General features: G+C 66.3%; 18 protein-coding genes. 6 read left to right on the plus strand and 12 right to left on the minus strand.

Annotation, left to right across the window (positions count from 1 at the left end; genetic code table 11):
* Positions 1 to 136 precede the first annotated feature (136 nt).
* Together ACO06P_RS18390 and ACO06P_RS18395 are read left to right on the plus strand one after the other, a co-directional pair.
* Positions 137 to 907: a hypothetical protein gene (locus ACO06P_RS18390; RefSeq protein WP_420346676.1), complete on the plus strand. Its 771-nt coding sequence runs from the start codon at positions 137 to 139 to the stop codon at positions 905 to 907.
* Positions 908 to 970: 63 nt separating this feature from the next.
* Positions 971 to 1,711 carry a hypothetical protein gene (locus ACO06P_RS18395; protein WP_420346677.1) on the plus strand — a complete coding sequence of 247 codons (741 nt, stop codon included), beginning with the start codon at positions 971 to 973 and terminating at the stop codon, positions 1,709 to 1,711.
* Here the strand turns inward: ACO06P_RS18395 and ACO06P_RS18400 are convergent.
* The 7 genes from ACO06P_RS18400 to ACO06P_RS18430 all read right to left on the minus strand — a co-directional run bounded on the left by ACO06P_RS18400 (position 1,708) and on the right by ACO06P_RS18430 (position 8,993).
* On the minus strand, positions 1,708 to 2,715 hold the full coding sequence (locus ACO06P_RS18400; RefSeq protein WP_420346678.1) for an RDD family protein: 1,008 nt from the start codon (positions 2,713 to 2,715) through the stop codon (positions 1,708 to 1,710). The two genes, ACO06P_RS18395 and ACO06P_RS18400, sit on opposite strands and share 4 nt — an antisense overlap.
* Positions 2,702 to 3,718: a stage II sporulation protein M gene (locus tag ACO06P_RS18405; RefSeq protein ID WP_420346679.1), complete on the minus strand. Its 1,017-nt coding sequence runs from the start codon at positions 3,716 to 3,718 to the stop codon at positions 2,702 to 2,704. The genes ACO06P_RS18400 and ACO06P_RS18405 overlap by 14 nt, the downstream gene beginning before the upstream one ends.
* A 52-nt stretch (positions 3,719 to 3,770) precedes the next feature.
* Positions 3,771 to 5,081 carry a DUF58 domain-containing protein gene (locus ACO06P_RS18410; RefSeq protein ID WP_420346680.1) on the minus strand — a complete coding sequence of 437 codons (1,311 nt, stop codon included), beginning with the start codon at positions 5,079 to 5,081 and terminating at the stop codon, positions 3,771 to 3,773.
* Positions 5,078 to 6,034 carry an AAA family ATPase gene (locus tag ACO06P_RS18415; RefSeq protein WP_420346681.1) on the minus strand — a complete coding sequence of 319 codons (957 nt, stop codon included), beginning with the start codon at positions 6,032 to 6,034 and terminating at the stop codon, positions 5,078 to 5,080. The genes ACO06P_RS18410 and ACO06P_RS18415 overlap by 4 nt, the downstream gene beginning before the upstream one ends.
* Positions 5,949 to 7,241, minus strand: a complete 1,293-nt coding sequence (locus ACO06P_RS18420; RefSeq protein ID WP_420346682.1) for a DUF4350 domain-containing protein — start codon at positions 7,239 to 7,241, stop codon at positions 5,949 to 5,951. Before ACO06P_RS18420 ends, ACO06P_RS18415 begins: the two co-directional genes overlap by 86 nt.
* Complete coding sequence (locus tag ACO06P_RS18425) at positions 7,238 to 7,993, minus strand: DUF4129 domain-containing protein (RefSeq protein WP_421938141.1); 756 nt, start codon at positions 7,991 to 7,993, stop codon at positions 7,238 to 7,240. Before ACO06P_RS18425 ends, ACO06P_RS18420 begins: the two co-directional genes overlap by 4 nt.
* A 109-nt stretch (positions 7,994 to 8,102) precedes the next feature.
* Entirely contained in the window at positions 8,103 to 8,993 is an 891-nt protein-coding gene (locus ACO06P_RS18430) for a hypothetical protein (protein WP_420346684.1), read from the minus strand.
* A 527-nt stretch (positions 8,994 to 9,520) separates the two neighbouring features.
* Here ACO06P_RS18430 and ACO06P_RS18435 point away from each other — a divergent pair.
* Together ACO06P_RS18435 and ACO06P_RS18440 are read left to right on the plus strand one after the other, a co-directional pair.
* A complete protein-coding gene (locus ACO06P_RS18435; protein WP_420349661.1) occupies positions 9,521 to 10,438 on the plus strand; it encodes a PfkB family carbohydrate kinase in 918 nt (305 codons plus the stop codon).
* Positions 10,435 to 11,382, plus strand: a complete 948-nt coding sequence (locus ACO06P_RS18440) for a pseudouridine-5'-phosphate glycosidase (RefSeq protein WP_420346685.1) — start codon at positions 10,435 to 10,437, stop codon at positions 11,380 to 11,382. The genes ACO06P_RS18435 and ACO06P_RS18440 overlap by 4 nt, the downstream gene beginning before the upstream one ends.
* 13 nt (positions 11,383 to 11,395) lie before the next feature.
* Here the strand turns inward: ACO06P_RS18440 and ACO06P_RS18445 are convergent, their stop codons facing one another.
* The 5 genes from ACO06P_RS18445 to phnF all read right to left on the minus strand — a co-directional run bounded on the left by ACO06P_RS18445 (position 11,396) and on the right by phnF (position 15,672).
* Positions 11,396 to 12,073, minus strand: a complete 678-nt coding sequence (locus ACO06P_RS18445; RefSeq protein ID WP_420346686.1) for a class I SAM-dependent methyltransferase — start codon at positions 12,071 to 12,073, stop codon at positions 11,396 to 11,398.
* A 64-nt stretch (positions 12,074 to 12,137) separates the two neighbouring features.
* Positions 12,138 to 12,962: a phosphonate ABC transporter, permease protein PhnE gene (gene phnE, locus ACO06P_RS18450; protein ID WP_420346687.1), complete on the minus strand. Its 825-nt coding sequence runs from the start codon at positions 12,960 to 12,962 to the stop codon at positions 12,138 to 12,140.
* 49 nt (positions 12,963 to 13,011) lie between these two features.
* The gene (locus ACO06P_RS18455; protein ID WP_420346688.1) at positions 13,012 to 13,833 is read right to left on the minus strand and encodes a phosphonate ABC transporter ATP-binding protein; all 822 of its coding nucleotides are present in this window, start codon (positions 13,831 to 13,833) and stop codon (positions 13,012 to 13,014) included.
* On the minus strand, positions 13,833 to 14,717 hold the full coding sequence (gene phnD, locus ACO06P_RS18460) for a phosphate/phosphite/phosphonate ABC transporter substrate-binding protein (RefSeq protein WP_420346689.1): 885 nt from the start codon (positions 14,715 to 14,717) through the stop codon (positions 13,833 to 13,835). The genes ACO06P_RS18455 and phnD overlap by 1 nt, the downstream gene beginning before the upstream one ends.
* 232 nt (positions 14,718 to 14,949) lie before the next feature.
* Positions 14,950 to 15,672 (minus strand): phosphonate metabolism transcriptional regulator PhnF, encoded by a 723-nt coding sequence (gene phnF, locus ACO06P_RS18465; protein ID WP_420346690.1) that lies wholly within the window; start codon positions 15,670 to 15,672, stop codon positions 14,950 to 14,952.
* A gap of 252 nt (positions 15,673 to 15,924) precedes the next feature.
* Between phnF and phnG the strand changes: the two genes are divergently transcribed.
* Both phnG and phnH read left to right on the plus strand, forming a co-directional pair.
* Positions 15,925 to 16,344: a phosphonate C-P lyase system protein PhnG gene (phnG, locus tag ACO06P_RS18470; RefSeq protein WP_421938142.1), complete on the plus strand. Its 420-nt coding sequence runs from the start codon at positions 15,925 to 15,927 to the stop codon at positions 16,342 to 16,344.
* Positions 16,344 to 17,012 (plus strand): phosphonate C-P lyase system protein PhnH, encoded by a 669-nt coding sequence (phnH, locus tag ACO06P_RS18475; protein WP_420346691.1) that lies wholly within the window; start codon positions 16,344 to 16,346, stop codon positions 17,010 to 17,012. The genes phnG and phnH overlap by 1 nt, the downstream gene beginning before the upstream one ends.
* Positions 17,013 to 17,015: the final 3 nt, after the last annotated feature.

Consider the following 17,015-nt stretch of genomic DNA (forward strand, 5'->3'; position numbering starts at 1 on the left):
AGGGGATCGACCCGAGATCGCGATCCCGCTATAATTGACGGGTCCGCGTGAGCGGCCGTTGTCGCGGGTTCCGGGGGGATAAGCAGGCAATCCGCTGGTGATTTGAACGCAACCAACGTTTTTGGGGATTCATTTCATGAGTGATTCGTCCACCGCCGGCGGCGACGCCTCTGCCGTCGCCATTTCCATCGGCGCGGTGGTGAAGCGCAGCTTCGCCATCTTCTTCGCCAATCTCGTCCCCTTCGGAATCCTGGCGCTGATCCTTCATCTGCCAGGGCTGCTGTACAACCTCGCGACAATTGACGAGGCCATGGGTGGCCTGGAGCCGACCTTCTCGACCGGACAGATCATCGTCAGCCTGTTGTCGCTGGTGCTGGGGTACCTGCTGATCGGTGCGCTGGTCTATGGCACGGTCGCGCAACTGCGCGGACAGCCGGCTGGGATGGGGCTGATCATCTCCAAAGGCCTCTCCATGGTCCTGCCGGTCATCGTCATCGCCATTGCCGTGTCGATCATCACCGCAATCGGCTTCGTGCTCTTCATCGTTCCGGGGGTCTTTCTGGTCGTCGTTTACGCGGTCGTCGTGCCCGCTTATGTCGTCGAACGGCCGGGGATCGTCGGTGCCTTCAAGCGCAGTTGGGAACTGACGAAGGGCAACCGCTGGCGTGTTCTGGGCATTTTGGTCATCTTCGTGGTGATCCTTCTGGTTGTCGGTGCGCTTGTGGGCGGCGTTGCCGGAGTGACGATCGCTTTCGGCGGCGGATTCAGTCTGCTGGCCTTGGTGAACTACGTGGTCGGGGCGCTCTCCGCGGCGGTCATGTCGGTCGGCGCTGCCGTGCTCTACCACGACCTGAGGATCGCCAAGGAAGGCGTCAGCACCGACCAGATTGCCGCCGTCTTCGACTAGCAGGGATGGGGCGCACGCCGGGCACGGCGCCTTGCCGGCGACTTGTCCCGGCCGGTGGCTAGGATGACCGCCACCGCGCCGCGGCAGTTTCTCGGCATCGGGTCTGTGCTCGGCACCTCCCTGCAGGTGCTGGGCAGCAACCTTCTGCCGTTCTTCACCATTGCGATCCTGACGATCTCACCGGTCTACCTCTTTCTCTACTGGTGGGCCTGGAGCGAGAGCGTCTTCGACTTGCTGAGCCTCTGGCAGCTGGAAATCGGCATCGTCCTGGGCGAGATCCTGCTGGGCTTCGTCACCCATGCTGCCGTGGTCTACGGCACCTTCCAGCAGCTTCGGGGGCGGCGGGCCGGCTTTGTCGAGATCGTCCTGACCGGGCTTCGCAATGCTCTCGCCGTGCTGGCCGTGGCCGTCGTCTCAACCGTGCTCGTGATGCTGGGGTTCCTGGCGCTGGTGGTGCCGGGCATCATCCTGGCCACCATGTACTGGGTCGCCATCCCGGCGGCGGTTGTCGAGAAGACCGGCGTCGCCGACAGCCTTGCACGCAGCTCCGATCTGACCAGGGGGCACCGCTGGCCGGTTTTCGCCCTTTTTCTGCTCTTCTGGGTCGGTCAGGGCCTGTTCGACAGGCTGGTGGAGTCCCTATTCGATTTCGACGGCGACTACAACATTGCCTTAGCCGTCACCTGGTTGATGTCGGCGGCCATAACGGCGCTGGGCGCCGTCGTCAGTACGGTGACCTACTATCATCTGCGCCGCCTGAAAGAAGGCATCGGCGTCGACGAGATCGCCGCCGTCTTCGACTAGTCTTCATCGCCGCCGGCGGGCGGCGTTTTGCGGTCGTGCTGGCTTTCGCGCCGCTCGCCGAACAGCATGCGCGATTCCAGATGCGCACGCAGGGCGGCATAGAAGGCCTCGAGGAAGCGGCGCGGCGGCGCTGCCTCGTCTCCTGTCCAACCGATCTTGCGCTGAATGCGCTTGGTGACCTCCTGCAGCGTTTCTTCCGTCTGTGGGCCTTGCTGGCGCAGCACCTCTTCCAGGGTCTGCAGTTCGTAGATGCCGTAGATCTCCAGCTGGCTGCGGCTGAAAGCAAACTCCGGGTCGGCGGCTTGCCGGGCGCCTGTCTGGGGCTCGGCCTTGGCGACGACGTCGGACAACAGCACCGTTTTCGGCGCCGAGACCACCCAGGTGCCGGCCACGATGTCGCCGGCCCTCAGGCGGTCCTTGTTGAAGAACGGCAGCAGCACGAAGACCCCCAGCCAGCCGAGGGTCAGCAGGTGCACCCATCCGGCGCTGCCGCCTTCCGGACCCGCGAGCAGCAGCAGTAGGGGCAGGAACAGCTCTACTTCGCGCATGATGTTGCGGGCAAAAACCGAATCCGGCCGCAGGTAGCCGCCCTTGCGGTCGATGACGCGCAGCCCCAGGGCCTTTTTCCCCGGCGTCGCTCCCTGCCAGCGCAGCTCGAAGTAGATGAAGTAGAAGGTTCGGATCAGGAAGAAGGTCAGCAAGATGATGGCAACGGTGATCTCTCCGATGCCGATCTGGCTGAAGACGAAGACGATCGCCAGGACCAGAAGCGTGATGGCCACGGCCATGATCACCAAGTCAATCATCACCGCTGCCGCCCGCTCGCCGCGCTCGGCCAGCTGAAAGGTCAGCGCCACGCCCTCCGGCGTGACGATGCGTCGCTCGCTGCGTGAAGCCGTTGCATCGGGCGCGGCCCCTTTGGGCGGTTTCTTCTTGGGATCCGGTTTCTTGGAGTCTGGGGCGGCACCGGGGCCGGCAGGCGGCGCCGCACTAGTCATCGGCATGATATCCGCCTTCGTGCCGACCGCGTCCGCAAAGCGTGAAGTAGATGATCCAGAACACCAGGAAGGTGCCGCCGATGGCGTAGCGGGTCGTGATGTCCGTCACCAGTTGCCGGGCAAAGCCTTCGAGGAGGCCGGCGACCAGCAGCATCACCACGGCGCCCACCGCAAGGGTGCCGGCGGCGCGGCCCCGCCGGGCCAGGCTGTCCAGGCGGCTGTGCTGGTCCGGAAAGATGATGGCGCGGGCCAGCACCAGCCCGCCGCCGCCGCAGAGGATGATTGCAAGCAGTTCCGTGGTGCCGTGCACCGACAGCCAGGCCGCCAGCTCCCAGACCAGTCCGCGGTCGTCATAGAGCGCCAGGAAGGCGCCAAGGATCAGGCCGTTGTAGAACATCAGCAGGATCGTCGGCACACCAAGCGCAAACCCCAGGGCGAAGGCCATCAGGGCGACGCGGGAGTTGTGGGTGAAGAGGTAGGTCGCGAAGGTGTAGAGCCGCTCGGCCGTATCGGCGCCGTCATAGAGCGCGCCCTGCAGGCTTTCGGTGGAGCTCGCCGGCGTACGTCCGCTTGCCAGATCGCCGGGAACGAAGCTGTAGAACCATTCGCCGGAGTTCTGCACCAGGAAGAAACCGACCGTGGACCCCAACACCATCCAGAAACCGGCGATCACGATGGGCCAGAAGGCGGCGCGCACTGCCGCGGGAAAGCTGTGAGAGAAGAAGCCGCCGACCGCTTCGAAGAAGCTGGCCCGCGATCCGTAGACCTGAAAGTAGGCCCGGGCGCAGAGGCTCTCCAGATAGCCGACCACGTTCTGGTCGAGCGAGATGCTGCGGGCCACCGACAGCGACGAGAGAGCGGCCCTGTAAAGGCTGGGCAGGCGCAGGAGCTGTTCCGCCGGCAGCGACTTCAGCCCGCTTTTCTCGGCGCTGCTGACCAGGCTCTCCAGCTCGCGCCAGGAGCTCTCGCGCTCGCGGCGGAACTCATAGCTCTTCAGCGGGGCAGACATAAGAGCTCTCCCGGTGTGCGTTGGCGTTGCGGTTGAGAGACCGGAGCCGGCATCAGATCAGCTCCCGCCGCTTGATTTCGAGATAGCGGTTGATGATCTCCGGCCCCATCTGATCGGCAGTCACATCCAGGCAGAGCACGCCCATACGGCGCAGCCGCTCCATGACGAGGCGCCGCTCGCGCAGGAACTCGTCGGCGATAACCGACTGGGACATGGCGTTCACCGTGACGGGCTCGGCATCGACGGTCGCCAGCAAACCGGGGTCCTGCAGGCAGACGAAAAGCACCAGATGGCGCGCCGCCAGGCGCTGCACATTCTCGACCATGAGTTCGGCGGTGATGGTGTCCACGAATTCGGTCTGCAGCACCACCAGGGAGCGGCGATTCAGTCGCCCGGCAAGCTCGGAGAGGCCCAGCGTGAAGTTGGTCTCGTCGTCGCTGTAGTCCAACTCGGCAGCCGCCTTCTGCAAGCGCCAGAAAGTGCCGACGCCGCCGCTCGGGCGGCTGAACAGCCGCACCCGCGAATCGAAGCCGAAGACGCCGATGCGATCGCCGGCCCGCAGCGAGACATAGCCGAGCTGAAGGCCCGCGTTCACCGCCAGGTCCAGCTTGGTGATCCCCTGCAGCGGTTCCTTCATCAGATAGCCGGTATCGAAGGCGAGGATGATCTGGTGGTTTCGCTCGCTGTGATACTCCTTGCAGACCAGGCTGCGGTGCCGGGCGGAGTGCTTCCAGTCGATGGAGCGGTGGTCCAGCCCCGGAACGTAGTCCCGCAAGGCTTCGAACTCAGAGCCTTCGCCCTGCTGGCGCTGCGGCTTGACCCCGTGCATGGCGTTGGGGTCGGAGAAGGTCAGGGCGGTCTGGCGCAGCGCGCGAATGTTGGCCGTCACGGAGATCGAGTCTTCGATGGGGACGGTATGGACACGGCTCATCAGTCCCATGGGGCCGCGCCAGCGCAGCCACAGCCGCTCGACCACGGCAACGCCGCGGCGCGCCGGCCTCAGCGGAATGGGCAGCAGCGCCTCGCCTTCGGCATTGAGGGTTGCGCGCAGGCGCGGTGCAGGCTCCAGGACGTCGCTGAGGTCGCAGACAGCCTCCAGCAGGGTGCGGCGTTGCGACCGGGCCGCGATGTGAACCAGCAGGACGTCCTCTTCACCGATGTAGAGAACCTTCGGCACCTTGGCGTCGATCGTCAGGCGCGCCGGCGACAGCATCAGCAGAAGATCGGTCAGCAGCGCAAAGCCGCAGAGGAACAGCAGCGCAACGGCAAAGGGCCAGAACGATTCGTCCGTCAGCAGAATGGCAAAGCCGGCCGGGATGCTCGCGGCGAAAAGCGCGACCGCGCGGAAGGTGGGGCGGATCATCTGGGGGCCGGCACCTGGTCGAGGATCTGCCGGGTCAGAACGTCGGCCTGCAGGCCCTCGATCTCCGCGCCCGGGGCCAGGACGATGCGGTGACGCAGCGCCGGCAGGGCGATGAACTTCACGTCGTCGGGAATCACATAGTCGCGCCCGTTCATCGCGGCATAGGCCCGCGATGCCGTGGCGATCATGTTGGCCGAGCGCGGAGAGGCCCCGAACTCCAGGGACTCGTGCTCCCGGGTCGCGCGCACGATATCGACGATGTAGTCGATGATGTCGTCCGACAGCCGCAGTCCGGCGATGGTCGCACGCATTCCGGCCAGCGCCGTGGGGTCGGCCACCGGCTCCAGCCCGAAACTGGCGACCTCCGGCATGACGCTGCGATGGCCGTGGCGGGTGACGATGGCGCGCTCTTCGTCGCGCGCCGGATAGTCGAGAATATGCTTGAAGAGAAAGCGGTCGAGCTGCGCTTCGGGCAGCGGATAGGTGCCCTGCTGTTCGATCGGGTTCTGCGTCGCGATCACCATGAAGTTGTCGCCCAGGGCGTGGGTCTCGCCATCGATGGTCACGGCGCGCTCGTGCATGGCCTGCAGCAATGCCGCCTGGGTCTTCGGCGGTGTGCGGTTGATTTCGTCGGCCAGCAGGATCTGGGTAAAGATCGGGCCCTTGGTCAGGACGAAGCCGCTGGTCTGGAAGTTGAAGATGTTGGTGCCCAGCACATCGCCGGGCATCAGGTCCGGGGTGAATTGAATGCGGCCGAAACCAAGGGAGACGGCGGCGGAGAAGGACTGCGCCAGGAGGGTCTTTGCCGTGCCCGGCACGCCTTCCAGCAGAACATGCCCTTCGGAGAGAAGGGCGGCAATCATCAGATCAAGCGCGGCGTCCTGGCCGACCACGGTTTTGCGGACCTGCTCGCGAATCTGGTCGCAAACCGTCTGAATCGGCGCGATGTCCATAAATCATCTCCTGTTTCCATCGATAAAGGCGCCGCGCGGCGCGCAAAAAATGGGGAAGCGGCGGGTTCAGCTGCTGCTGCGATGCGGCGGCCTCGCTGTTCACCTCGCTGTAGCGCAGGCTTGTGCCCCGGGCGTCGCCGACCCGGTCCAGCCAGCGGGTGCGCCCGGGCGGATCCAGGTCTCGCGGAACGTTCATATGGCGGGCGAGGTCGCGCAGGCAGGCGTCGTGGTAGCGGCGCAGGATGTCCGGCAGGTCGCCGGCGTACTCGAACAGGCTGGCGGTGTTCTCGATCAGCCCGCGCTTGCCTGCCTCCAGCCGCTGCGGCATCGGCTTCGGTGCCCCGAAGCGGCCGGAGGCTGCCCAAACGAGAACGCCGACGGCTGCCAGCATCTGAAGCGCGGCCAGGTTCAGGGGAAACGTCAGCAGCGCCCGCCAGAGATCCGGGGCGGAAGTGAAGCCATGGATCGCCTCGTCGAAGACGGCGGTCCCACCGCCGGGGGTGAGGGTCTGCGCCAGCGCCACCGCCAGCACCGCGTTGCGGCCCTCGTCGATGCCGCTGTTGGAGATGACGTCAGGGTCCGACAGGATCCAATAGGTCGTCCCCTGGCTCTGGAACTCACCCAGAAGGATGCCGTCCTCGCCCTCGATAACCGGCGTGAGGGCTGTGGAGAGAATCAGCTGGGGGTCGGCAAGCTCGGGCATGATGTCCCAGTCGAAACCGCGCCAGTTCTGCGGGTCTTCGCTGCGCACCACTACGGCTTCGTCGAGAACCTGCTCGAGCACGCGCTCGACCGCCGAGGTCTTCAGCAAGCGCATGTCCGCAAGCCAGGTCCGCCTGCGAAAATCGGGCAGCCCCTCCCACTTGGGCAGGACGAACAGCACGGTCCAGGCTTCCGGCATTTCCTCCAGCACCTCGATCGCCTCTTCGCTGTCGTGCGGCTGGGCAATCACCAGCAGGTTGTCGCGGCCGGCCCTGAGCGCCGAGTCTTTGCGGCTGATCACGACCGGCAGCTTGGAATCCCGCAGGATTTCGACCCAGGCCTTGTGCCCGATGGCGGAGTGGGAATAGGCGTTGGCGCCGTAGCTGTTTTCGCTCTGCGGATCGGAGAACACGGAGATCAGCGCCGCGGCTGTAAAGGAGAGGATGCCGACGACCACCAGGATCGCGACGGCACGGAATGAGAAGGTTCCCGGGCCGTCGTTCATTCCGCCGCCTGCCCGCCCGCCGCCTGCCCGCCCGCCGCCTGCCCGCTGAACCGCAGGAAATCGGCGCGGCACTGATCGTAGTCCGGTGCCGTTGCGTCCCGGCCGCCGAAGTGCTTGATCTCCGACAGCGAGACCATGCGCTCCAAAGGAGCCGCGGCAGGGGCCGGAACCGGCGCGAGCCTCAGCACCTCGCGACTGGTCAGGGCCGGAGCGACCCGGGCGCCCAGCTCGCGTCGCAGGCGATCCATTGCCACCAGAAGCAGCAGGTGGATGGCCTCCGCAAAGCGCCCTGCGGCCGCAAGCTTGTCGGCTTCCTCAAGGGTGCGTGTGTCGATTGCGCGCTGCCGCGCGCCCAGCGGCGTCTCGACGACGGCCGCGTCCTCTTTGCGCCGGTCGCGGTTCAGCCTGAGGCCGGAGAGGTTCTGCAAGGCGTTGTAAAGGAAGACCGCGATCATGACGACGACAATGGCGGCCACGGTCCAGAGGATTGTCTCGATCAGCCAGTCCGGGATGCTCATGGGCTCGCGGTCCGGTTCGCGTTCGGGTGGTGTGGGCCGCTCGGTCTGGTAGCGCCCGGTGTTCAGAATCCGGTCGCGGGCCTCCTCGACCGCTTGCGGGTCCTCCAGGGTCTGGGGTATCGCCGGCGCGATGAAGAAAGCCTGGCAGACAAGCAGCAGCATCAGCGCGGCGGCCAGTCTCCAGCCGAACCCCTTCCAGCGGGGGGCAGTCGGGACCTTCAACTCATAGTTCATCGACTGTCGGATATACCCCGGCGGGCGGCGGCAGGCTATCGTGAAGTTCGGCTGCCGTGAAGTTCGGCTGCCGGCCGCAGGACGGCCTGCAGAGGGGCGGAGGCCGCCCCTAACAGTGCAGGTCCCGGATCTCCTGCAGGCCGTGGCGAAGATCGCTGAGGATGAATTCCACCTGCCGGCCAGGTCCGCAGGCGCGGCGGTTGGGAATGCGCCGGGCCCAGGCATCCATCTTCACTGTCACCGCGCAGAGCGCCCCGCCCACTTTGGTTTGGTACCCGATGATCATGTCCTCCATCTCGTGGAAGGAAGCGGCGGACATATCGACCCACATATCGGCGGTGCGCAGGCGGAACATTTCCAGGATGTTGCTGACGTCGTAGATGATGCCGCGCAGCTTGGCGTCGAGCTCCTTCAGGATCTCCATAAGCGCGCGGTCCTGCCGTACGCTGCTCTCGCGCCGCAGCTCTCCCAGGCTGGCCAGAAACTCCGACACGCGGGCCATGTTGTCGTCCAGGCACCACTGATAGTATGCAAGGGAGAGATAAACGTCGCCGTAGTCCTCCAGGAATTTCGGGATCGCGGTCACGGGAATCTGCAGTTTGCCGGCAAGCCGGTTGAGGTTGCGGCGCGCCGCCTCGGCGTCCGGTTCCATGAAGAGCGCAAAAAGGTCCTTGATGTTCTGGCCGCTCTGCTGGTTGCCGCCCTGCTGGTTGCCGCCGTAGACCGCGGCCACCAGGGGCCGGGTGAAAGCGCGCATCTGTGGGGCCAGTTCCCGCACCTTCGGTTCGGAGAGACGCAGGTGACGGTGCTCGTCGATCTCGATGCCCAGGCGGCGCATTTCGACACGCAGGCTATAGACGTCATAGCTTGAAAGCTGACTGAGGATTTTGACAAGCTGTACGTCTCTCTGATTTCGCGAGTCGAACTCGAAGATTCCCGGCAGGTCGGTGGGCGCGATCTGCCCGCTGCCCGTATGGGTCCCGGCAAAGAGCTCGACCATGCCTTCCAGCCTGGAGTTCTTGACCAGCCGCGCCCGCCTCAGGCCCGGGGTCACGAGCGGCACGATCGAGAGTGGCAGGATGTGCAGCGAGTCCCTATCTTGCGGCCTGTCACCGGAGTATGCCGCTGGGGCCGGTCTGGTCTGTGGCGTGGCGAGGGGGCTGATCATCGGGTTCGAGTGGATGCTGGGCGTGTCGGTTGGCAACCTATGGGGGCGCTGTCAGGTCAACCAGGCCGATTCCTCGGAGACAGGAGTGTGGGGCGGTTGTCGCATAACGCGTGTCGAAATCTTCCGGATCTTCAGAAACGATGCGGTCTTTGGCGGCGTGACCGTGTCACGGGGCCAAAGAGTAGGGACCACATGGTTAACTTTTTCTTTCTTCGGCAGGCGGGATCATCAACTCTCGCGCTAGAGAGGCTGCCCCCATGGGGCGAAGCGCCGGGGGGACGGAAGGCCGTAGTTGCCGACGGCTCCTGTCTTTCGGCTGCGTACCGCGCCGGGGGGATGCGGGGGCTCTGGCCTTGAGCGTGCGAGCGCCGCGGGTTCTCTGCATCGGTGGCTGCCATGTCGACCGCAAGGCCCTTGCGCTCGCCGAACTGCAACTGGCGGTCTCCAACCCGGTCACCATCTCCACCTGCTTTGGCGGGGTCGCCCGCAATGTCGCGGAGAACCTCTGCCGCCTGGGAAACGAGGTCACCCTGGTCAGCCGGCTCGGTGCCGACAGTGACGGCGCGGCGATCCTCGAGGCCTTGCGCGCCCTTCCGCTGCGGCTCGACTACCTCGACACCGCGCCCGACACGCCCACGGCGTTTCATCTGATCCTGCTGCAGCCCGATGGCGACATGCTGGTCTCGGTTGCCGACATGCGCATCTACGATCAGATTTCTCCGCAGGTTCTGGCGGCTTTTCCGACGGCGCTCTGGGCCGTCGATGCGATCTTCGCCGACTGCAACCTCTCCGCCGAAAGCCTCGCCTACCTGGCGGCGCAGCGCAGCGCCGACCGCCGCCTTGCAATCAACGCCGTCTCGCCTGCGAAGGCCCCGCGCGCGGCGGACGCTCTGCCGGCGGCCGACTTTCTTTTCGTGAATGGCCGGGAGGCGGCCGCTCTGGTCGCACCCGACAACACGGACTCCGACCCGGAATCGGCAGCCCGCGCCCTGCTGGACCGGGGCGTCGGCGAGGTGGTGGTAACGCTCGGCGCCGGCGGGCTGCTGGCTGCGACGCCGGCGGAGGTTCTGCGCCTCGACAGCCTGCCCGGCCCGCTGCGCGACGTCACCGGCGCGGGCGATGCGCTGGCTGCGGCCTTTCTGGATGCGCGCCTCAGGGGGTGGTCCCTGACTGTTGCGGCAAGGCGCGCCCTGGCTGCCGCCCGCGTGACCATCGATTGCGCGGAAAGTGTGAGTGAATCCCTTACCCCGGAAACCTTGGATCAGATGATGTCATGACAGAGCGCGCCGGCAGGCCTGAAGCAGCACAGTATCTGACGGTCGCGGCGGAGGTTGCCGCGGCTTTGGACGAGGGGCGGCCCGTGGTGGCCCTGGAGTCCACCATCATCACCCACGGCATGCCCTTTCCGCGCAACCTGGAAACGGCCCAGGCGGTGGAGGGCGACATCCGCGCCGCCGGCGCGGTGCCGGCGACGATTGCGGTTCTTGAAGGCCGCATTCGGGTCGGGCTGGACGAGGCGGCGCTGGAGGCGCTGGCGAAGCGGGCCGGGGTCGCCAAGGTCAGCCGGGCCGATCTTGCGGCGGTGCTCAACAGTGGCGGTGCCGGCTCCACGACCGTTGCCGCGACGATGATCGCCGCGGACCTTGCAGGCATCCGGGTCTTCGCCACGGGTGGTATTGGCGGCGTCCATCGCGGCGCCGAATTGAACTTCGACGTCTCGGCCGACCTTCAGGAACTGGCCCGCACCCGGCTGGCCGTGGTCTGCGCCGGCGCCAAGGTGATCCTGGACCTGCCGAAGACTCTGGAGGTTCTCGAAACCCTGGGGGTGCCGGTGATCGGCTTCGGCTGCGATACACTGCCGGCTTTCTACAGCCGCGACGGCGGCCTGGCGCTGACGCTGCGCTGCGACAACGCTGCCGAGGTCGCCGCCCTGATGGCAACGCAATGGGATCTTGGACTGAACAGCGGGATGGTGGTGGCCAATCCGATTCCCGCCGCCGACGAGATCCCGGCGGCCGCCATGGAGGAGAAGATCGCCCAGGCGCTGGGTGAGGCGGACGCGCAGAGTATTCAGGGAAAGGACGTCACACCCTTCCTCCTGCAGCGCCTGGAAGCGCTTACGGCAGGCGCCAGTCTCGATGCCAACGTCGCACTGGTGCGCAACAACGCGCGTCTGGCAGCCGCAATAGCCGTCGCTTACGCCGAAGGCCGCGCGCCCTAGACCCGGACTGTCTTCAGGGCCGCTCGGCCACCAGATGCCAGTGGTAGGAACCGGGGCGGCTGTGTTCCTTGTCGGCGAGGCTGAGCAGTTCGAAGTCCTCGAACAGGCGCAGCAGCTCGGCGGCGTTGCAGTAGAAGTGCGGATGGTTCTTGTCCCCGTCGCCGGCATCTGAAGCGACGAAGGTGTTGGGGGCGACCTCGGTACCGACACCGAAGTTGGCGTTGCGCTTCGACAGCATGGTGCCCTGGAACAGTCCGCCGGGCTTCAGGATGCGATGGATCTCGGCAATGGCCCGGGACACGACGCCGCCGTCACCGTGGTAGATGACGTTGAAAGAGAGGACGTAGTCGAAGCTGCCGTCGTCGTAGGGCAGGTCGGTCATCAGGCCCTCGCGAAAGTCGATGGCAAGCCCGTGGTCCTTGGCCTGCTGTGCCGCAAACTCCAGGCCGGCGGGACTGGCATCCATGGCGTGAACGGCCAGCCCTTCGTTTGCCAGATAGCAGGCATGACGGCCGACGCCGCAGCCGAGGTCGAGCGCCCGCAAGAGACCACGCGCTTTCAGTGTGGGGATCAGGGCTGCGACGTCAGGGTCGGGATCCAGCCAGTCCGCCCGGCCGCTCTCGCTCTGCCAGCGGTGGTCCCAGGCGTGGTGGGCCGTTGCCGAGTCGTCTGAGGGAAGGGTGCTGGGCATCGCTGGCTGTTCCTCCAAGGTAATGATGACCAAAGGCGGTGGCCGTCCGTCGTTGCGGCCTTGCCTAGATGATGCGGTGGCGCAGGTAGCTGCTGAGGCGCTCGACCAGCAGAACCAGGGCGAAGATGCAGATGATGATCGTGGCCGCAGTCGGATACTCGAAGAGATCCATGGCCACTTTCAGTTCGATACCGATGCCGCCAGCACCGACCAGCCCCAGGACGACCGAGGACCGCGTCGCTTTCTCCAGGCTGAACAGCGCCGTGTTGATGAAGGAGGGCAGGGCGGCCGGAATCACGGCAGAGCAGATCACGCCGCTGCGGCTGGCGCCAAGCGCGGAGAGCGCTTCCTGCGGTCCCGGTTCTGTCTCCTCCATCGCCTCGGCGAAGAACTTGCCGCAGAACCCCATGGTGTCGACCATAAGGGCGAGCGTTCCGGCGAAGGGGCCGAGGCCGACGGTGACCACGAAGAACAGCGCCCAGACGAGGTCGGGCACCGTGCGGAACCAGGAGATCAGGCCGCGGGCGAGGTAGTAGACGGCGGGGTGGGGGGAGAGGCGCCGCGTCGCCAGGACCGCCAGGGGCAGGCTGAGCGCCACGCCCAGCGCCGTGCCCACCAGCGCCATCTGGAAGGTTTCCAGCAAGGCCTGTCCGATGGGCGCGATCCGGCTCAGGTCCGGCGGAACCATGCGCAGGAAGAGGTCGCCCATATGGGGCAGGCCCTCCAGGAAACCGGTGACCGAGATCCTGGAACCCTCTATGGCCAGCACGAAGAACGCGAGCGCCACAACGTAGGCCAGAAAGACCAGAGGCCCGGGGCGCTCGAAGCGCGGCGGCGCCGCCGCCGGGCGTGCCGCCTCTGCCGCCGGGATCGGGCCGCCGGATGTCAAAGCGCCTCTCCGAACCGGCCGCCTTCAAGGAGGATCGCGAAGCGCGGGATCATGTGTAGATCGCCTTCAGCGCCGCCATGTCATGATCGCTGCTGGCCCCGTCAAGCACCTTGCGGCCGCCGCGCAGCGCGATCAGATGGTCGGCATAGTCCAGGGCATGGCGCAGGTGGTGGGAGGTAAAGAACAGGGTGACGTCTTTCTCGCGCATCAGGTCACTGAAGAGCTTCATCACTTCTTCGCCGGCGGCGGGGTCGAGACTGGCGACAGGTTCGTCGGCGAAGACAATCTTCGGCCGCTGCATCAAAGCCCGCGCGATGGCCACTCTCTGCGACTGCCCGCCGGACAGCCGGTCCGCCCGCTTGCCCGCCTGGTCGGCCAGGCCGACCCGCTCCAGGCAGTGCATGGCTTCGGCGCGCAGTTCCGCGGGGGCGAGGCCCTGATACCAGCAGCGCGGGCCACTGTGGCGCGCCTGGGCGCCGTGCAGCACATTGGTCAGGGCGGAGAGCCGGGGAACCAGGTTGTGCTTCTGAAAGACAAAGCCGACCTGTGCACGCAGGCGCCGCAGCGGCGTTCCGCGCAGCGCCGTGATTTCCTCACCCAGCAGCGCAACGCTGCCTTCGCTGGGCTCCAGGAGCCGCAGACAGCACCGCAGAAGGGTCGACTTGCCGGAGCCGTTGGCGCCGATCAGCGCCGTGGAACAGCCCGCGGTGATGTCGAGATCGACGCCCTTCAAGACCTCCGCCGCCCCGAAGCGCTTGGCGAGGCCACGCACCGTCAGGTCGCGGGCGGTCTTGTCCGAACCGGGACGAGCGGTCCCCGTGGGGACCGCCCGCGCCGTTACGTCTTCGGCATCGACGGCGGTGAGCGCCATCAGTTGCCCACAAAGTCGGAGTACTGGGGATAGCCGATGGTCGCATAGGCATCGCGGATGTACTGGTAGTCAGCATCCTGGACGCCGGGCAGGAACTTCATGCCCGCGTACTTCTGGTTTTCCTCGCCTTCCAGGATCGCGGCCACCAGGGCATCGGACTGTTCGCCGAACACGGTACGCACCTTTTCGACCACGGCCTTGTCGACATGGGGACCGGCCACGAGGACGTCGTTCGGCAGGTCCGGGCCGCGGGCGATCACCTTGAAGGCGCCGGCCGGCAGGTCCGGGTCCTTCGCGCGCACCTTGTCGGTCCAGCTGCGGTAATTCACGCCGAGGCCGGCAACGTCGCCGCGCTTGAGGGCCTCGTGGCCGACGTTGCGGTGGACATGCAGGGGCTTCAATTCCTTGCTCGGGTCGAGGCCGTAGTCGGCGAGCAACTGCATCGGCCCGAGATGCCCGGAGGTGGAGCCGACATCGCTGAAGGCCACGGACTTACCCTTCAGGTCCGCCGGCGCGTTGATGCCGCTGTCAGCCATGACAACGATGGCCGAGAAGTAGTCGGGCCGGCTGAAGGCGACGACGGGAAAGGCCTCGGTCAGCTTGCGCATGACCACGTATTCGGCCGGGCCGGTGAGGACGAAGTCGACCTTCTCGGCCCGCATGGCCTCGGCCGCGGCGGTACGGCTGGTGACCGGAAAGAGCTCGACCTCCATGCCGCTCGCCTCACGCAGCACCTCGGCGAAGGGGCCGTACTCGCGCTGCAGCATCTCCAGGCCTTCGACGTCGGTGACGGCGAAGCGGACGGTCTCCGCTGCCTGCACCGAGGTTGCGGAAACGGCGATGGCCGTGGCAAGACCGGCGGCCTTTAGGACTGTTCTCAACATGGCGGAAACTCCCCCTGTTCTCGACATGGCCAGGGTGCGCCTCCGACCTTCGGTCGTGGCGCGGTGGAGCGTGCCGCCCAGCAAGGCGGGCTTTGCCTGACCGTTGGGCTCAATTCCACGCAGTGGCAATGACGCCCGGATGATGTCGTCGTGAAGCTGCCGTTACAAAAGCTGGACGAAGGCCGCTATTGGTCGAGGCTGCCGCGCGGGCTGGACGAGCGCGTTGCTGGTTTTAGGGCTGGACGACCAGTTGGGCGCGTTCGGCTGCCATGCGGCCCCAGCCGTATTCGATGACGCGCCCCTCGGGGTCGATGTTGACCGACTCGGTGACCAGCACGGGCTGGCTGCGCGGCAATTCGAGAAGCCGGCTCTCTGTCGTCGTCGGCAGCCGGGCGGTGATACGGGTTTCCTTGCGGGTGTAGTCCGTGACCCCGTACTGCGCCAAAGCCTTGGTCACGGAATGCTCGCGCTTATAGGCCTCGATGATGTCGGGGAAGCGCTTGGCGGGGAAGTAGTGGGCGACAACGGATATGGGCCGCCCGTCCACCTTGCCGATACTCTCGATCAGGGCGACCTGGGCGCCTTTGCGCAGATGCAGCTGCTTGGCCACGGTGGCGTCGGCGGGGATGAGCTGGGCCCGCACCAGCTCGCCGGAGGGAATGCGCGACTGCTTTTGGATGTTCTCGGTGAAGCGCGTGCGTTTGCCGAGCTTGTAGTCGACGACGCGCTCCTGGACGAAGGTACCGCGGCCCTGCTCCACCCGCACGATGCCTTCCTGTTCCAGAAAGGCGATGCCGCGGCGCACCGTGTGGCGGTTGACGCCGAAGCGGCTGGCGAGTTCGGCCTCCGTCGGCAGCCTCTTGCCGCGGTCGAAGACCTCTTCCTTGATGTCCGACTCGATGGACTCGGCGATCTGTCGCCAGAGAGCGACGCCCGCGCGGCGCTGCAGTGTCATGCTCTCTCGTCTCCTGTCACGCAAGTTTCACCAAGTAGCCCTTTACAGGGTCATGGATCGTATTCTAACCTCCGGATGTATCAACGTCTAGACAAATTGTGGACTTGTCTAATGACAATGCGTTCCGAGGACGGCGCCGGGGCAGGGGTTCCTGCTGAGGGTGCCGGTTTGGAGTCTTCGTCTCGATCTGGGTCTCGATCGGCGCCCGGACTGGGCGAAGCCGAGGCCATCCGGGCCGAACGGCAGCGGTGGATGTCCGTTCTGGCAAAAGCCCAACTCTCCGAGCTGGAGCAGGCCTGGGAAGACGTCGAGGAGCGGCCGGCCTTTCAATGGCTACGCCCGCCCGAGATCGGCATGGTGATGGTGCGCGCGCGCAGCGGCGGCACCGGCGGCCGGTTCAATCTCGGCCAGATGACCGTGACGCGCTGTGCCCTGCGCGTCGAAAACGGCGCCACCGGCCTGGGCTACGTCCAGGGGCGCTCGAAGCGCCATGCGGAACTGGCCGCAGTGTTCGATGCCCTGCTGCAGGATGACGGCCGCCGCGCGGCGCTGGACGAAGAGGTCATCCGGCCCCTGGCTGCGGCCTACGACCGCCGGCGCGATGCGCGCAGCCGCAAGGCCAACTCCACCAAGGTCAACTTCTTCACCCTGGTGCGCGGGGAGAACGACTGATGGCGCTCACTTCAACACCGAACGGCACCGCGGTCGACAGGACCACGATCCTGTCCGGAGATGCCGGGGCGGGCATCGATACCGCAGATCTGAAGCCCGGCCTTGCCGATCCGGTTCACGACTCCCAGAAACTGTTCCGGCATCTTCTGGACGCGATGGCGCGGCCTGGGCGGGCAGTTGACCTGGAGACGGACCTGGATACGCCGACCCCGCTGGACCCCGCGACGGCCGCTGTCGTGCTCACCCTCTGCGACTACGACACGCCGCTGTGGATCGACTGGATCGCCGATACCCCGCCGGTGCGCAGCTATTGCCGCTTCCATTGTGGCAGCACGTTGGTGGAGCGCCCGGATGAGGCGGCCTTTGCGCTCGTCAGCGATGCGGAGAACATGCCGCGCCTCGGCCTCTTTGCCCAGGGCATCGACCAGTACCCGGACCGCTCGGCGACCCTCGTGGTCCAATTGCCCGACCTGGGAGGCGGACCGGAGCGGGTCCTGAAGGGGCCGGGTATCGCCACGCAGGCGGTCCTGCGGGCGGGCGGCCTTCCGGACTGGTTCTGGAACGACTGGCGCTTGAACGCCGCGCAGTTCCCGCTCGGCGTCGACATCTTTTTCACCTCGGGGCGCCGCATCGTCGGCCTGCCCCGGACCGTTCTCGTGGAGGGCTAGGCC

The sequence above is a fragment of the Pelagibius sp. genome (assembly GCF_965227505.1).
Classification (GTDB): Bacteria; Pseudomonadota; Alphaproteobacteria; order Kiloniellales; family Kiloniellaceae; genus Pelagibius.

Coding starts and splice junctions, on each gene's coding strand:
- ACO06P_RS18390 (WP_420346676.1), top strand. CDS start 137: ATGAGTGATTCGTCCACCGCCGGCGGCGACGCCTCTGCCGTCGCCATT.
- ACO06P_RS18395 (WP_420346677.1), top strand. CDS start 971: ATGACCGCCACCGCGCCGCGGCAGTTTCTCGGCATCGGGTCTGTGCTC.
- ACO06P_RS18400 (WP_420346678.1), bottom strand. CDS start 2,715: ATGCCGATGACTAGTGCGGCGCCGCCTGCCGGCCCCGGTGCCGCCCCA.
- ACO06P_RS18405 (WP_420346679.1), bottom strand. CDS start 3,718: ATGTCTGCCCCGCTGAAGAGCTATGAGTTCCGCCGCGAGCGCGAGAGC.
- ACO06P_RS18410 (WP_420346680.1), bottom strand. CDS start 5,081: ATGATCCGCCCCACCTTCCGCGCGGTCGCGCTTTTCGCCGCGAGCATC.
- ACO06P_RS18415 (WP_420346681.1), bottom strand. CDS start 6,034: ATGGACATCGCGCCGATTCAGACGGTTTGCGACCAGATTCGCGAGCAG.
- ACO06P_RS18420 (WP_420346682.1), bottom strand. CDS start 7,241: ATGAACGACGGCCCGGGAACCTTCTCATTCCGTGCCGTCGCGATCCTG.
- ACO06P_RS18425 (WP_421938141.1), bottom strand. CDS start 7,993: ATGAACTATGAGTTGAAGGTCCCGACTGCCCCCCGCTGGAAGGGGTTC.
- ACO06P_RS18430 (WP_420346684.1), bottom strand. CDS start 8,993: ATGGTCGAGCTCTTTGCCGGGACCCATACGGGCAGCGGGCAGATCGCG.
- ACO06P_RS18440 (WP_420346685.1), top strand. CDS start 10,435: ATGACAGAGCGCGCCGGCAGGCCTGAAGCAGCACAGTATCTGACGGTC.
- ACO06P_RS18445 (WP_420346686.1), bottom strand. CDS start 12,073: ATGCCCAGCACCCTTCCCTCAGACGACTCGGCAACGGCCCACCACGCC.
- ACO06P_RS18455 (WP_420346688.1), bottom strand. CDS start 13,833: ATGGCGCTCACCGCCGTCGATGCCGAAGACGTAACGGCGCGGGCGGTC.
- phnD (WP_420346689.1), bottom strand. CDS start 14,717: ATGTTGAGAACAGTCCTAAAGGCCGCCGGTCTTGCCACGGCCATCGCC.
- phnF (WP_420346690.1), bottom strand. CDS start 15,672: ATGACACTGCAGCGCCGCGCGGGCGTCGCTCTCTGGCGACAGATCGCC.
- phnG (WP_421938142.1), top strand. CDS start 15,925: ATGTCCGTTCTGGCAAAAGCCCAACTCTCCGAGCTGGAGCAGGCCTGG.
- phnH (WP_420346691.1), top strand. CDS start 16,344: ATGGCGCTCACTTCAACACCGAACGGCACCGCGGTCGACAGGACCACG.